The following is a 14,449-nucleotide window of genomic DNA, read 5'->3' as shown; positions in this document are numbered from 1 at the left end:
ATGACGTGGAGATGGCGCGGTTTACTGAAAAAAGAATGGATACTGATGCGTTGGCAGATGATTGCTTTTATCGTTGTAACTTTGCTGATTTGTTTTGCCAACTTGACGCCAGTATTGGCAGGTCTCAAAACTTTTGAGCATATTGATCCGCAAGGTCTGTATGACATGATGTTAAGAATTTTACTAATTATTGGTCCGATACTAATTGTCATTAGTATCGAGTATGAACGGAAACAGCTAGACGTATGGCTTCATTCACCAGCTTCGATGTTCCAGGTGCTTGGAGTGAAGGTGTTTGTTGCGATAATAGCAGTTGTAGTGGCAATGTTGCTTACTAGTGTCCTTGCTGGAATCACCTATTACTATAGTGCCCCGGAAAATGCACTTCCGTTGTCCGAAGCGGTTTGGCTAGCGGCGAAACTTGGTGCAACGGCAGTTGTCAATGCGGTGTTCAATACGGTGGCAGTCCTATTTGTATGGATTTTGTTAGGGGTTATTCAACTGAGAATTGGGAACTTTGCAGCGTTTATCATTCTCATTCCAGTGCTTATGATGTCGACTCTTTGGGCTGTTTTGACAAGTGTATTCCCTGAAAATGCACCGTTAAGTGTAGTAGGTTTTATCACATATGCACTGTTTTCAATTGTATTTTTCTCAGCAGGCACTGTTCTGCTTGATAAGAAAGTGAGGGTATGACGATGGGCATTGATTTTCTACCGGACAAACCGATTTACCAGCAGCTCATCGACCGTATCTTGGGGGATATACTAAACGGCACATTGACGGTTGGGGAAAAGTTGCCGTCTGTTCGTGAATATGCAGTAGAAGCGGGTGTTAACGCGAATACGATGCAGCGTGTTTACAAGGAGTTAGAGCAGATGGAAATCACCGAAACGAGAAGGGGGCAGGGATCATTCGTGACTGAGGATGAGCAAAAAATTGCAGCACTTCGTAATGATATGAAGGAGCAACTTGTGAGGACGTTTCTGCAAAGTGTCGCGGCATTTGGGTTTACAAAAGATGAAATTGTAGAGTGTTTGAAAGATTGGGGTGAAAGTAATGATTGAGTTGAATCAGGTTGTAAAGAAATATGGAGCGAAGCGTGCGCTAAACGGCGTGACGTTGTCTATTCCAAAAGGGAAAGTAATCGGACTTGTTGGGGAGAACGGGAGTGGGAAATCGACATTGCTGAAAGTGCTTGCCGGTTTATCATCCATCAGCACAGGGTCTGTGACGTATAGAGGTACATCCATTACACGTACAATTGCGACGGATTTGGCTTACATGTCCGATACGGATTTGTTTTACCCCTATTTCACAGTGAGAGAGCTAATGGAATTTTACGATTCGCAGTTCGCAGATTTTGATTTGATCAAAGCGAAAGAGCTTGCGGACTTTTTGAAAGTGCCACATGAAGCAAAGATGAAAAGTCTTTCTAAAGGGAATCGAGGTCGCGTGAAAATCGCCGTAACACTTGCAAGGGAAGCGAAAATCTATTTGCTTGATGAACCTTTTTCAGGACTCGATCCGATGGTAAGAGATGATATTGCGAAAGGGCTAATTCGTTTTACAAATCCAGAAGAGCAAACAATTATTATGTCGACGCATGAAATACGTGAAGTTGAACCACTGTTGGATGAAATCATCGTCATGCGTGGCGGTCAAATTATTGCGCATGAAACGATAGATGAGATACGCGATTTCTATGGCGTTGACGCAACAAGTTGGATGGTGTCATTGTTCAAAGAACCACAACAAGGAAAGGAGATAAATGTATGAAACCAGTAGTTGAGCTAAAAAATCTATCAAAAACAATTGGAAAGAAAAAAATTATCGACAACGTGAACTTAGTTGCCTACCCTGGTACGATCACAGGCTTCCTCGGCCCAAATGGTGCAGGGAAGACGACGACAATTCGGATGATGGTTGGACTAATGAAGCGGACCAGTGGAGATGTCATCATAGACGGTGTGTCGCTTAATGATAACTTTGAAGAGAGTCTTTCAAAAGTAGGAGTAATTGTTGAAAATCCGGAGATGTATAAGTTCATGTCGGGATACAAAAATCTCGTTCACTTTGCACGCATGCATAAAGGCGTGACGAAAGAGCGCATTACCGAAGTAGTGAACCAGGTAGGCATGCAAAATCGTATTCACGAAAAAGTAAGCACCTATTCGTTAGGAATGCGCCAACGACTAGGGCTTGCCCAGGCTTTATTGCACAGACCTAAATTCCTCATCTTGGACGAACCGACGAATGGACTGGATCCTGCTGGTATTCGTGAATTCCGTCACTATTTACGCCAAATCGCGGAAACGGAAGGGGTATCCGTCTTCGTCTCAAGCCATATGCTGTCTGAAATCGAGCTGATGTGCGACCGGATTGCGGTCATTCAAAATGGGAAACTGATTGATATCCGAGAAATGTCCGACACAAAAGATTCATTCTACTATATAGAAGCAACACCGGAGGATACGGCAAAACAGTTGCTTGTCAATGAAGGATTCACTGCTGAACCGTTGAAAAACGGACTGCTGATCAATGCAGAACAGCACCAGATCCCGGGCATCGTTGAGACGTTCATTGCCAAAGGCTTGCAAGTGTTTGCGGTGCAGCCACATCGCAAAACGTTAGAAGATGAGTTCCTTGAAATGACAGGAGGTGGCCAAATTGCTGAATCTTATACGAAATGAATGGATGAAACTATGGAATAAGAAAAGTACGTGGATCATGGTCGGGATTCTAATTCTTTTGACTGGCGGCATGATGGGAATCATGAAGTTTATCGATGTGCAGAATGGTAAGTCGACGGCTTTCGGAAATGGCGCAATCGAAGTTTCTGGAAAGCCAGACTGGAAAGGTTCATTACAAGAAGAACTGGGCTTTGTCGAGGCCCAATTAGCGCACGATTCCTTATCTAAATCAGAACGCCTGGATTTGGAGGGTCAAGCAAAAGTGCTGGAATATCGACTTGCAAACGATGTGGAACCGATTTCTCCCTTTAGCAAAGAAGGGATGATCATGAATCCATCAAGTCTTGGTGGTACGGTATTGTTATTGACGGTCATCGTTGCGGCAGGAATTGTCGCTTCCGAGTTTTCGCAAGGAACGATTAAGATGTTGCTTACGCGTCCTGTGAAAAGATGGAAAATCCTTACATCAAAGTTTTTGACGGTTAATTTGTTTGGGATTTTATTGATGGTCATCGGGTTCATCGTCTATATTGTCTTGTCTATGATTCTATTTAAATCAGGGGCGGGTCAGGAACTTACGTGGAATGGTAAAGAAGTCGTTGAAGTTTCCATCTGGAGTAAGAGCCTTTACATGCTGTTATTGTCATTTGGTAATGTATTCGTTATAACTACGTTTGCATTTACAATTGGTAGTGTATTCCGTTCCAGCTCTCTTGCAATCGGTCTGTCGTTATTCATATACTTCTCAGGATCGATGGTATCGGCATTGCTGGCGAGATACGAAATTGCCAAGTACTTGCTGTTCACTCATATGGATTTGACGCAATTTGAAACAGGCATGAAATTGGTTGAAGACATTACAATGCCATTCTCGCTCGCTGTTTTGGCTGTCTATATGGTCATATTCTTGATCATCAGCTATACGACTTTCGTGAAAAGGGATATTACTGCTTAATGTGAATGAAGTGCAGATTGACACCGGCCTCCATAAGGTCGGTGTTTTACTTTTAGCTCAAGCATAGGTCTAAAGGTATCTAGTACATGCAGACGAAAAGAATTTCCCAATAACATCTGTACAGGAAATTTGATATAGTAAAGATGCAAGCATTGAAACTGCAACTTTTGCAGTCTCCTCTAAAAAATATCTGCTCAAGAAAACAGTCCTTCACTCCCCTGGGACTGTTTTCTCATGTATACAAGAAGTGTACATGTTAAAGTTTGAATAATGGGATAATAGGGGGCGATAGAGATGAGCGTCGGGTCAATTGTGAAGTATTACCGGATGAAGAACAATCTCACGCAAGGTGAATTGTGCGAAGGAATCTGTTCGATTTCACATTTAAGTAAGATTGAGTCGAACCGATATACACCGCATGAGGAAACGGTAGATGCCTTGTTCGGGCGGATGAATGTCAATTGGGAAAAAGAAATGAAGATCTATAGAAATTGGAAACAAAAATTAGAGAGTTTCATTATATATTCAGTCTACTATGACTTAAAATCAATGGAGTTGCTATATCGGGAACTTTCCGAGCATGAAGCGTATATACAGTCGACGGATTTAGTGAACAAATACGAGCTGTACAAGTTGCGCTATTATTTATTCAAAAAGGAAATTCCCCGAGCAACACAGCAAGTGACAATCCTCAAAAAACTCCAATCCACATTTGACGATTACGAAAAAGGTGTTTCTAAAGTCATTTATTTGATGTATGACATTTTCAAGCAAGACTTCGAAAAAGCAGAGGATCGCCTAATAGGAATTGAACAATACCGCGAGCGTATCCCTCATATGTTCGAAGGCGAGTTGTACTATCAGAAAGCATATCTCCTTCATACAAAAACACAATATGGCCGCTCTTCGTATTATGCAGAGCTTGCCGTGGATCACTACTTGAAAGACTGCAATTACATTCGGCTGTTACATGCTCAATTGCTCCTCGCCATTAACTATACGAATCGAGATCTGATTTTACAGGCGGATGGATTGTTCAAAACTGTTTTGCGCAACGCCAAAATGATGGAATTGGACGAGTTATATCAAGGTGCTCTATATAATTATTCGGAGTTGCAAAATCGCAGAGGATTGCATCAGTCTGCATATGAATTATTGATGGAGTTAAAACAGTTAATTGAGCCGGGGACGGATTATTATCAGGCGATAATGATTCACTTGTTGCATACAGCGACAGAGGCGAAAATCAGTATTGAAGAGCCGCTTAGGAAATTGGAATTAATTGCGAATAGGAAGAACGATGCTTATTTAGATGTTTTAACTACCTACTTTAGAAAGACACAAATTTCCCAACAAGAGCTTTTAGACTATTGTGAAGATATTGCATTCCCTTTTCTCTCAAAACATGGTTATATAAAGGAAGCAAGAAGTACTGCATGGAAGTTGGCGGACTATTATCGTTCTCTTGGAGATAAAGAAAAAGAGGAGAGATATAGTTTGTATTATTATATTAAAGGAGACGAGGAACCTTGAAAAAGAAAATGTCAGTTCTACTATTGGCTGCAATGTTCGCCTCATTTATTGGAACGGGAAGTGCAATGGCATTGGAACCGAATGACAGTGTCGACACTTTCGCAAAAGGAAGAGAAAACTTTGCACCACCTACAATTCTGCCCCCACAGTGTTAACCATAAATCAGGTGTCTCTAAGCCATTTGTCGGCTGCGAGACACCCTTTTTTTATGCGAAAAAAAAGCACTTCAACAATCATTTATGATTGCTGAATGTGCTTACTAGACCACCGATTGTACCGATAAGGATAAATGCGAACAGCGCATACATAATATAAACGAACCACATGAAGAATTCACTCCTTTTATGGATAATGCTATGCTCCATTATATCACCAGTTGTGGGATGGAGCAATGGAAGACACCAAGCTGACACAGATTGGTGATTTGTCAAAGGCACTTAGCGCGAGCAAGTGCCGTGCGTTTACGGCCGTGATCCCGCGGAACTTGCAGAGTAGCAGCGGAAATGTGGTTCGCGCAGGAAAGGTTTTGACAAGATAAGGGGTTGAACTGGTGGATTTGACTAGTGCGAAGGTCATGAAATGGTGATATATATTGCTATTCAATCGATATATACAATTATTCGATAGATAAAATGTTTTATTCAATCGATAAAACCCCCAGTTGCAGTGAAACCCCTTTTAATTTGTCAAAACCACTTAGCGCGAACGAGAGTTGTTCGTTCACGGTCGTGATCCCGCGGAACTTGCAGAGTAGCAGCGGAAATGTGGCTCGCGCAAGAAAGGTTTTGACAAGATGAGGGGTTGAACTGGTAGATTTCACTAATTCGAAGGTCATGAAATGGTGATATATTATGCTATTCAATAGATATACACAATTATCCGATCGATATAATGTGCTATTTAATCGATATATACAATTATTCGATAGATATAATTATCAATCTCCTCAGATAGACTATATGTTTGATGTGGAAATATTTTGAGAACGATGATAAACTCAATGGAGGAGGTGTTTTGTGTTGATTGTAAAGAAGAAAACTAGATCCATTAAACAAATTGGCCTCGAAAGGTTTGTGCAGAGGTTACCGTCTCATCATTCAAGATATTCATCCATTGAAAACGCCTTAAGAACAACGCGTGCAGGCGATAATGGTGAGAAAATATTAGCTGGCGTATTTTCAAGGTTTCAAATTCCTTTCCAACATTATGTATTTCATGATTTGAATTTATCTTCAACCGGCAAGTTCCAAATCGACACTCTTTTTTTATGCAGGCAAGGAGCAGTCATCTTAGAAATGAAAAACATAGCGGGTAGCATCAGTTTTCCCACCGGGCAAAATCAGATTACACGTACTCTGAAAAATGGACAGGTTGATTCATTTGAATGTCCATCCATACAACTTGAGCGGAATGAGATGCTTCTTGAAGATTGGTTCTATGCGAGAAATATGTCTGTCCCAATTTACAAAGCGGTAGTTTTTCCTAGAACTCAGCAACATTTCGAAAGCGAACGTAGCAATTTGAAAATCCTTTTTCCTCTTGAAGTTCTAACTTATCTACGCAACATCGGAGACCTATCCCCAACTCTCGATGATGGTCAGCTGCGAGAAATATCAGCTGCATTGATGGAAAGCCATCGCGATTACAATCCTTTTCCCCTTATCTCATCATTTAACATTTCATCTTCAGAATTGAAAACTGGCGTCCAATGTGAAAAGTGCGGTCTTTTTGGCATGGAGTCTATTCATAAAGGATGGGGTTGTCATCGGTGTAAGTATGTAAGTGCGGATGCTCATTTGCAATCCGTGCTGGATTATTTCATGCTTGTTGACAACGTTATAACAAATAGAGATTGTAGATTATTTTTACGTTTAGATAGTCCGCAGAAAGCGAATCGAATTCTGAAAAGACTACAAGTACCGTCGTTTGGCGATAGAAAAGGTAGACATTATGCTGTGGATCTCAGCGATATTGAGCTCTTGGAAAATAAAGTAAGAAGGGATGACTAGTTCGAAGGTCATCAAATGGTGATAAATTCTACTATTCAATCGATATATACAATTATTCGATCGATAAAATGTGCTATTCAATCGATATATACAATTATCCAATCGATAAAACCCTCAGTTGGAGTGAAACCCCTTTTGATTTGTCAAAGGCACTTGGCGCGAGCGAGTGCTGTTCGTTCACGGTCGTGATCCCGCGGAACTTGCGGAGTAGCAGCGGAAATGTGGTTCGTGCAGGAAAGGTTTTGACAAGATAAGGGATTGAACTAGTGGATTTGACTAGTAAGAAGGTCATGAAATGGTGATAAATATTGCTATTCAATCGATATATACAATTATCCGATCGATAAAATGTTTTATTCAATCGATATATACAATTATTCGATCGATAAAACCCCCCAGTTGCAGTGAAACCCCTTTTAATTTGTCAAAACCACTTAGCGCGAACGAGAGTTGTTCGTTCACGGTCGTGATCCCGCGGAACTTGTGGAGTAACAGCGAAAATGTGATGCGCGCAGGAAAGGTTTTGACTAGATGAGGGGTTGAACTGGTAATGCGCAAAAAAAGGAAATCGGGCAACCGATTTCCTTTTTGCATTCACTTGCCTTCTTTTAATAAATCACGTATCTCTTTCAACAATTCCTCTTTTGCATCAATCGCTGCTGTCTCGACTTTCGTAGGTTCTTCTTTACGTTTGAACTTCATCAAGATGCGGACGAAGATGAAAATTGCGAAAGCGATAATAAAGAAATCGATGATGGATTGCAAGAATAGTCCATACGTAAACTTCGTTCCATTTATCGTCAGATAAAGTTCGGAAATATCAACTTTACCAGTTAGCATGACAATGAGAGGTGTAATGATATTATCAACAAGCGATGAAACAATCTTACCAAATGCAGCCCCAATGACGACTGCCACTGCTAAATCAAGTACATTCCCTTTGAACGCAAATTCTTTGAAGTCTTTCCACATAATATCGCTCCTTTCCATAAACAGATGAATGAATATTTATTTTACCATTATTGACAGTTTTAAAATATAGCTTAATAAAAACGCCTAATTGATGACTTTTTAGTTGTTAACACACATGCGTTCGCATATAATGAGAACAAATGTTCCGAACGGAGATGATCTCATGAGAGAGAAACTTATGAAAATGTGTGAACGACATGAATTGGCTGAGATGATATACATGGGTGCGGATGGTTCATTAACAAAAAGACGAGTTCAAATCATTTCAATAGGAAGCGACTCATTTATAGCGTTTTGTCTTCTGCGCCGGTCAAGAAGAACTTTTAAAGTGGAACGTGTGTTATCCGTGCAACAAGTGGTACACCGTGAACCACAGGCAATTTAACAGTATTCCCCTTCAGGAAACCACCGATACTTATTCAAATCCACTTTCCCGTCACTAGAAAACACGACACCTTCCGCTTCAAGCAGCTCCTGTTGCAAACTGCCTTTGTCTTCACGGTCCGTCGGCGTAGAAATCCCGCCTTGCGCATTGATGATGCGATGCCAAGGTAAGCCATGCTTCGCGCTCATTGAATGAAGGACACGTGCAATTTGTCTTGCTCCATGTGGATTTCCCGCGGCAGCTGCTACTTGTCCGTACGTCATGACACGGCCCGGTGGAATCTGCTGAATCATGCGGACGACACGTTCTGTAAATGGAATCATGAAATTTCCCTCCAAATGAAACTATTTCAATTAATCTATCGTACAATAGATATGCAGAAACTTACAATAGGAGGGATAATTCCATGCAAAAGTTATACATTAAACATAGCCTCATTGGCTATCTCATAAAAGTTGCAGGTATAATCGTCGTTGCATGGGGTGTTCTTCAAGGCATCATCTATCTTGTCGGCATGTCCCAAATGGGCGGAGAATACTACGATCAGTTCGGCAATGTTGAGTACACAGGCGGATTAAGTGGTATGGCTCTATTCGGTTTCATCGGTATACTTGCGACACATCTTCTTATCGGTCTTTTACTCGTCGGATTCGGTGAGATTATCGATCTGCTACAACGGATCTACTTTAAATTAGATCCCCAAGCAGAACAGGAATGGAAGGCGGAACTAGCAGAAAAAGAAAAAGCAGAGTTAGTCAAAATGAAAACAGAAGTCCCGTTTTGGGTGGAGACTGAATTGAAAAGGTATTACGATGAGCAACAAACGACATTCGATTCTATCGAGCATACGTCTGACGCATATATTTTTAAAGTGACGGTCGACGGGCGAGTTGAGTATGTTGAAGTCGGTAACTTCAAACCACGCATACTCTCTGAAGAGGAAGCGGAAAAGTATAACAAATAAGATGAAAACGGCTCCTACATATGCGCAGGAGCCGTTTTATCCATCAATCAATTCATTCCCTTACACACCTGTCATACGCTTTCTTCTATCCATGACATAGCCGTAAACGGATGTTGCGATAATCATCCAGAAAGCGCTCGCCATTGTGCCGCCGATCACATCACTCGGATAGTGGACGCCGAGGTAGATGCGGCTAAGACCGATCATTCCAAACATGAGTGCAGCGAACAAAATCAGCAAAATCTTACTTGTATATGTGCGGATATGACGCCATAATATGTAAGAAATTACTGCATATAAGCTGAATGCCATCATCGTATGGCCACTTGGGAAACTGAAACCGGTTATGTCGATAAGACGGTGAAGGTCCGGTCTCTCTCTTTTGAATATGAACTTCAAGATTTGATTTAACACGCCCGTCCCACCGAGTGCAAAAAAGAAGAAAAACGCTTCGGCGCGATTGCGTACAACGAACAGGAGGATGGCGAAACCGGCAACAATGAGGAACAGCACAACCGTTGTCGAGCCGATGAATGTGAATGCTTTCATAATCGGCGTCAGCCAATCAGCTTCCCATCCTTGCACGATGGTAATGATGGCACTGTCGAAATCTGTAATCGTTTCACGACGGATGCCTCTAGCGATATAGGCAAACATACCGCCAAAAAGAATACATAGCGTTAACGCCAAAAGTAGGCGTGCGGAAAGTAATTTCATGCAAAGTCATCCTTTCTACTGCGCACTATTGTACAGTAAAAGACTGGATAATGCATCCGCTTCAAGAATTTTACAGAGAATAGGGGAATGAATGTGGGCATAGCCATTTTGTTGCTTGCCGCTTACGGTGTAGGCAATCTGTTGACGGCGACGCTGATCGGCAGACACTTATTTGCGAGTGATGTGCGGTCAGAAGGAAGCAGAAATCCAGGTGCGCGCAATATGGGAAGGGTATTCGGGAAAAAAGCGTTCGTCCTGACATTTGTGTGTGACGCGCTCAAAGGAGTAGTTGTAGTGCTCGTTACTAGATGGCTTGGTTACAACGATATTGTCCAACTTCTTGCGCTGTTTGCAGTCATGCTTGGACATATCTTTCCTGCCGCCCATAGATTCAAAGGAGGACAAGGCGTGTCGACATTCATCGGTGGGATGCTTGCGTTCAATCCGTTCGTTGTCGGCCAGTTCGTCGTCGCTTTCCTCGTCTTGCAACCATTTTTGAAAAGCTTTTCTGCAACAGGGTTAACCGCAATGTCCCTGTCACCCGTGTTCTTATACGTCGTGACATATGATCAGCGACAAACTGCAACTTGTGTACTCGTCATTGCACTTCTCCTGTTCGCGCATAGAGAGGATTTTCAAGACCGTTTTATGAATAAAGATTCAAGAACCTCCTAAGAGGGTATTTCATTACTATAGGATAGAAATACGAAGGAGCGATTTTAATGAAACAAATTCAATCAGTTGAAGAATGGGAAACCGTACTTGGTGAATCAAATAATGGTCCGGTGTTCATGATGAAACACAGCTCGACGTGCCCGGTGAGCGCAGCAGCGTATCGTGCATTTGAAGCGTATGAAACGGACATTCCGAAAAACTTTATGATTGTTCAAGACAATAAGGACATTTCACGTGCAATCGAAGAAGGACTCGGTATTCGGCACGAAAGTCCACAACTGTTCTTAGTGAAAGAAGGGAAAGCGGTTTGGGATGCAAGTCATTATGACATTGCACAAACGACCATTGAAAAGGCGATTGAAGAGAATAGCTAATAGAACTGTAAGCAGGCATCCGGTCATACAGGATGCCTGTTTTTTAGGCGCAAAAAAAGTCGCTTTTCATTGACCAAACATTAAAGTATGTGAAAAAATTCACAATAAATGACGGTTGTCATATGAAAAGTCATGACGTTCATCTATTCTGCAAATCCCAAATTCCCTTTAGTATGATAGATAACGAAAAACGTCGAGGAGGCTTTTTGAAAATGAGTAAGGAAAAAACGAAGCAATTACACAAAGAAGTTGCACCTTATGCCAAATCGGATCTGAAAAAGAGTATTATCCAACTGATTAATACAGTTCCACCTATTTTTGTCTTATGGTTTCTGGCCTATCAAAGCTTGTCAGTATCCATCTGGTTGACTATTGGGATAGCAGTCATTACTGCAGGGTTTGTCGTTAGGACATTCATCATTTTCCATGACTGCACGCACGGTTCATTCTTTAAAAACAAAAAAGCGAATGATATCGTCGGTACGATTACTGGCGTTCTGACATTGTTCCCGTATGAAAAGTGGAAGCGTGAGCACGCCATTCACCATGCCTCAAGTTCAAATCTCGATAAGCGGGGCATTGGTGACATTTGGGTCATGACAGTCGATGAATATGTTGAAGCCTCTAAATGGGAACGGTTTAAATACCGTGCTTATCGTAATCCGCTCGTCATGTTCGGATTTGGTCCGTTGTATCTCGTCCTCATCACAGGACGCGTCAACCGCAAAGACGCACGTAGTAAAGAACGTAACAACACGTATTTGACGAATGTATTGCTTGTGGTAATTTATGCGTTGATGGTTTGGCTTGTTGGCTGGCAGGCGTTCCTGATCGTTCAAGGTTCCATCATGTTTGTTGCGGCAGCACTCGGCATTTGGTTGTTCTACATCCAACATACATTCGAGGATTCGTATTTCGAAGAAGAATCTGAGTGGGATTATGTGAAAGCGGCAGTAGAAGGAAGCTCGTATTACAAATTGCCGAAAGTCCTTCAATGGGCGACAGGCAATATCGGTTTCCATCACGTTCATCACTTGGCGCCTCGTGTTCCAAACTACAACTTGGAACTTGCGCATGAGTCAACACCGCCTCTTCATATGGCGACAACTATTAATATCAAAACGAGTCTGGAGTCACTTAAGTACAAAGTATATGATCCAGCTAACAAACGTTTCATCACTTTCAAAGAAGTGAAGAGCATTTTGAAAAAGCCAATGCCTACAATCAATCTAAAAGCGAAACGCACAAGTTTTGACACAAAATAAAATTATGCAGCCACCTCATTCGTGGGGTGGTTGTTTCATGATTCGTGTCTTTGATACAATGGAAAGAACAAGGGCGGTGAAGCTGATGCGAAAATGGTATAGTATCATTCCAAAAAGTCCATGGCTCAGCATTTATGCATGGATTATCTTCTGTCTGCTTCCGTTCTTCTTCATTTTCAAGTCATGGTCAGCTGTCGGTATATCAGTAGGAATCGGCTTGCTCGTTCTCTTCTTCATTTCATATTTCTTTTCATTCAGATCGAAGAGCGGTCTTGTCTATATGTGGCTCAGCTTCGAAATTGTCATTAGCGTCATCATGACTTTACTGTTCGGTTACGTATACTTCTCGATTTTCACAGCGATATTCATCGGCAATATCCGTAATAACGTCGGTTTCTTCATTATGTATGGTCTGCATATCGCCTTTACTATAGGAGCTGTCGTGGCAGGTTTTTTCATCGAACTCAATTTATTTCTACCGCAAATCCATTTTATTATCATTACGATTATCGGTGTCATTCTTTTGCCTTTCAACTTATACAACAAAAACCGACGCGAAAATCTCGAAGATCAACTGGAGGACGCAAAAGACCGGATTTCCGAACTCATTCTGCTCGAAGAACGTGAGCGGATTGCCCGCGATTTACATGATACGCTTGGACAAAAATTATCGATGATCGGACTTAAAAGCGACTTGGCCCGCAGATTAATCGTGAAGAGTCCTGCTGATGCGGAGAGAGAGCTCGCTGATATACGTCAGACGGCAAGCACCGCACTGAAGGAAGTCCGTGAACTTGTTGCAGATATGAGGTCGACGAAACTGACGGATGAACTGATTCGAGTTGGACAGATTCTGTCTGCAGCGGAAATTGAACTGAACATCATCGGAGCACCGCCTGTTGCAAGCACACTTCCGTCAAATATGGAAAATGTCTTGAGTATGTGTTTGAAAGAAGCGGTAACGAATGTCGTCAAACATAGCGAAGCAACGGTATGTGACGTGACGTTTTCGCAGACAGATAAGGAAGTGTCCATCATTGTTTCTGACAACGGTGTTGGAATGAAAGAGCAACAGCTAGAGAGCTCTGGATTGAAAGGTATGCGTGAACGATTAGAATTTGTTAACGGTTCCTTGCGCACTGAAGTGAATCGTGGAACGAAACTGACAATCACAATGCCGATTGTCATAACACATCAAGTAGAGGAGGGGAAGTCGTGATTCGAATTGTCATTGCAGAAGACCAGGGAATGATGTTAGGCGCACTAGGCTCCCTTTTGAACATGGAAGATGATATGGAAGTCGTCGGGATGGCTCGTAACGGTGAGGAGGCGGTGAACCTCGTCAAAACGCATGAACCGGACATTTGTGTCATGGATATTGAAATGCCTGTGAAAACGGGGCTAGATGCTGCAGAAGAACTTAAAGGGATGAACTGCAAAATCATCATCCTAACAACTTTTGCTCGTGCCGGCTATTTCGAGCGTGCACGGAAAGCCGGTGTGCGCGGATATTTACTAAAAGACAGTCCTATTGAGGAACTTGTCGATTCCATCCATGCGATTGACGGAGGGCGACGCATCTATGCACCCGAGCTTGTCGATATCGCGTATGAAGATGATTCTGTAAACCCACTGACCGACCGCGAAAGCCAAGTGCTCGAGCTCGTCGCTGAAGGCAAAACAACAAAAGAAATTGCGGGCGAACTGTATTTGACGCAAGGTACGGTGCGCAATTATATATCGACAATTCTTGAGAAACTAGACGTCGGCAACCGTATCGAAGCAATTTCGCACTTCAAGGAAAAAGGCTGGTTCAAATAAGTTCCATACACAAAAGACTGGCCGCGCGCTAGTCTTTTTCCATACCGATAGATGGGTGAATTATGCTATGATTTCAAGAGGAATCG

Annotated in this window: 19 protein-coding genes; 15 read left to right on the top strand and 4 right to left on the bottom strand. The window is 42.1% G+C overall.

Annotation, left to right across the window (positions count from 1 at the left end):
• The 8 genes from H9649_RS05525 to H9649_RS05490 all read left to right on the top strand — a co-directional run bounded on the left by H9649_RS05525 (nt 1) and on the right by H9649_RS05490 (nt 7,190).
• On the top strand, nt 1-696 hold the full coding sequence (locus H9649_RS05525; RefSeq protein ID WP_191693729.1) for a hypothetical protein: 696 nt from the start codon (nt 1-3) through the stop codon (nt 694-696).
• A gap of 2 nt (nt 697-698) precedes the next feature.
• Nucleotides 699-1,067 (top strand): GntR family transcriptional regulator, encoded by a 369-nt coding sequence (locus tag H9649_RS05520; RefSeq protein ID WP_191693728.1) that lies wholly within the window; start codon nt 699-701, stop codon nt 1,065-1,067.
• Nucleotides 1,060-1,779 carry an ABC transporter ATP-binding protein gene (locus tag H9649_RS05515; RefSeq protein WP_191693727.1) on the top strand — a complete coding sequence of 240 codons (720 nt, stop codon included), beginning with the start codon at nt 1,060-1,062 and terminating at the stop codon, nt 1,777-1,779. Before H9649_RS05520 ends, H9649_RS05515 begins: the two co-directional genes overlap by 8 nt.
• On the top strand, nt 1,776-2,693 hold the full coding sequence (locus H9649_RS05510; RefSeq protein ID WP_191693726.1) for an ABC transporter ATP-binding protein: 918 nt from the start codon (nt 1,776-1,778) through the stop codon (nt 2,691-2,693). The genes H9649_RS05515 and H9649_RS05510 overlap by 4 nt, the downstream gene beginning before the upstream one ends.
• Nucleotides 2,671-3,648 (top strand): ABC transporter permease, encoded by a 978-nt coding sequence (locus H9649_RS05505; RefSeq protein WP_191693725.1) that lies wholly within the window; start codon nt 2,671-2,673, stop codon nt 3,646-3,648. The genes H9649_RS05510 and H9649_RS05505 overlap by 23 nt, the downstream gene beginning before the upstream one ends.
• Before the next feature lie 294 nt (nt 3,649-3,942).
• Nucleotides 3,943-5,181: a helix-turn-helix domain-containing protein gene (locus H9649_RS05500; protein ID WP_191693724.1), complete on the top strand. Its 1,239-nt coding sequence runs from the start codon at nt 3,943-3,945 to the stop codon at nt 5,179-5,181.
• Nucleotides 5,178-5,336, top strand: coding sequence for a hypothetical protein (locus H9649_RS05495; protein WP_191693723.1), 159 nt, complete (start codon nt 5,178-5,180; stop codon nt 5,334-5,336). The genes H9649_RS05500 and H9649_RS05495 overlap by 4 nt, the downstream gene beginning before the upstream one ends.
• 861 nt (nt 5,337-6,197) lie before the next feature.
• Nucleotides 6,198-7,190, top strand: a complete 993-nt coding sequence (locus H9649_RS05490; protein ID WP_191693722.1) for a nuclease-related domain-containing protein — start codon at nt 6,198-6,200, stop codon at nt 7,188-7,190.
• 357 nt (nt 7,191-7,547) lie between these two features.
• Here H9649_RS05490 and H9649_RS05485 read toward each other — a convergent pair whose 3' ends face one another.
• Both H9649_RS05485 and mscL read right to left on the bottom strand, forming a co-directional pair.
• A complete protein-coding gene (locus H9649_RS05485; protein WP_191693721.1) occupies nt 7,548-7,784 on the bottom strand; it encodes a hypothetical protein in 237 nt (78 codons plus the stop codon).
• Entirely contained in the window at nt 7,785-8,162 is a 378-nt protein-coding gene (mscL, locus tag H9649_RS05480) for a large conductance mechanosensitive channel protein MscL (protein WP_191693720.1), read from the bottom strand. It lies immediately after the preceding gene.
• A gap of 163 nt (nt 8,163-8,325) precedes the next feature.
• Here mscL and H9649_RS05475 point away from each other — a divergent pair, with 163 nt between their 5' ends.
• Nucleotides 8,326-8,547: a WYL domain-containing protein gene (locus H9649_RS05475; protein WP_191693719.1), complete on the top strand. Its 222-nt coding sequence runs from the start codon at nt 8,326-8,328 to the stop codon at nt 8,545-8,547.
• Here H9649_RS05475 and H9649_RS05470 read toward each other — a convergent pair.
• Nucleotides 8,544-8,867 (bottom strand): MGMT family protein, encoded by a 324-nt coding sequence (locus H9649_RS05470; protein ID WP_191693896.1) that lies wholly within the window; start codon nt 8,865-8,867, stop codon nt 8,544-8,546. The two genes, H9649_RS05475 and H9649_RS05470, sit on opposite strands and share 4 nt — an antisense overlap.
• Before the next feature lie 86 nt (nt 8,868-8,953).
• On the opposite strand from H9649_RS05470, the gene H9649_RS05465 reads away from it, so the two are divergent.
• The gene (locus tag H9649_RS05465; protein ID WP_191693718.1) at nt 8,954-9,511 is read left to right on the top strand and encodes a hypothetical protein; all 558 of its coding nucleotides are present in this window, start codon (nt 8,954-8,956) and stop codon (nt 9,509-9,511) included.
• Nucleotides 9,512-9,571: 60 nt separating this feature from the next.
• Here the strand turns inward: H9649_RS05465 and H9649_RS05460 are convergent, their stop codons facing one another.
• A complete protein-coding gene (locus H9649_RS05460; RefSeq protein ID WP_191693717.1) occupies nt 9,572-10,228 on the bottom strand; it encodes a phosphatase PAP2 family protein in 657 nt (218 codons plus the stop codon).
• A gap of 93 nt (nt 10,229-10,321) precedes the next feature.
• On the opposite strand from H9649_RS05460, the gene H9649_RS05455 reads away from it, so the two are divergent.
• The 5 genes from H9649_RS05455 to H9649_RS05435 all read left to right on the top strand — a co-directional run bounded on the left by H9649_RS05455 (nt 10,322) and on the right by H9649_RS05435 (nt 14,363).
• The gene (locus H9649_RS05455; RefSeq protein WP_191693716.1) at nt 10,322-10,903 is read left to right on the top strand and encodes a glycerol-3-phosphate acyltransferase; all 582 of its coding nucleotides are present in this window, start codon (nt 10,322-10,324) and stop codon (nt 10,901-10,903) included.
• A 47-nt stretch (nt 10,904-10,950) separates the two neighbouring features.
• Nucleotides 10,951-11,277 carry a bacillithiol system redox-active protein YtxJ gene (gene ytxJ, locus H9649_RS05450; protein ID WP_191693715.1) on the top strand — a complete coding sequence of 109 codons (327 nt, stop codon included), beginning with the start codon at nt 10,951-10,953 and terminating at the stop codon, nt 11,275-11,277.
• Nucleotides 11,278-11,489: 212 nt separating this feature from the next.
• Nucleotides 11,490-12,542 (top strand): fatty acid desaturase, encoded by a 1,053-nt coding sequence (locus H9649_RS05445; RefSeq protein WP_191693714.1) that lies wholly within the window; start codon nt 11,490-11,492, stop codon nt 12,540-12,542.
• 37 nt (nt 12,543-12,579) lie between these two features.
• Complete coding sequence (locus H9649_RS05440) at nt 12,580-13,761, top strand: sensor histidine kinase (protein WP_318241653.1); 1,182 nt, start codon at nt 12,580-12,582, stop codon at nt 13,759-13,761.
• The gene (locus H9649_RS05435) at nt 13,758-14,363 is read left to right on the top strand and encodes a response regulator transcription factor (RefSeq protein ID WP_191693713.1); all 606 of its coding nucleotides are present in this window, start codon (nt 13,758-13,760) and stop codon (nt 14,361-14,363) included. Before H9649_RS05440 ends, H9649_RS05435 begins: the two co-directional genes overlap by 4 nt.
• Nucleotides 14,364-14,449: the final 86 nt, after the last annotated feature.

Origin of the sequence: Sporosarcina quadrami, assembly GCF_014836615.1 — a bacterium.
GTDB lineage: Bacteria > Bacillota > Bacilli > Bacillales_A > Planococcaceae > Sporosarcina > Sporosarcina quadrami.
Note: the sequence above shows the minus strand (reverse complement) of the source record. Positions and strands in the feature narration are given on the sequence as shown.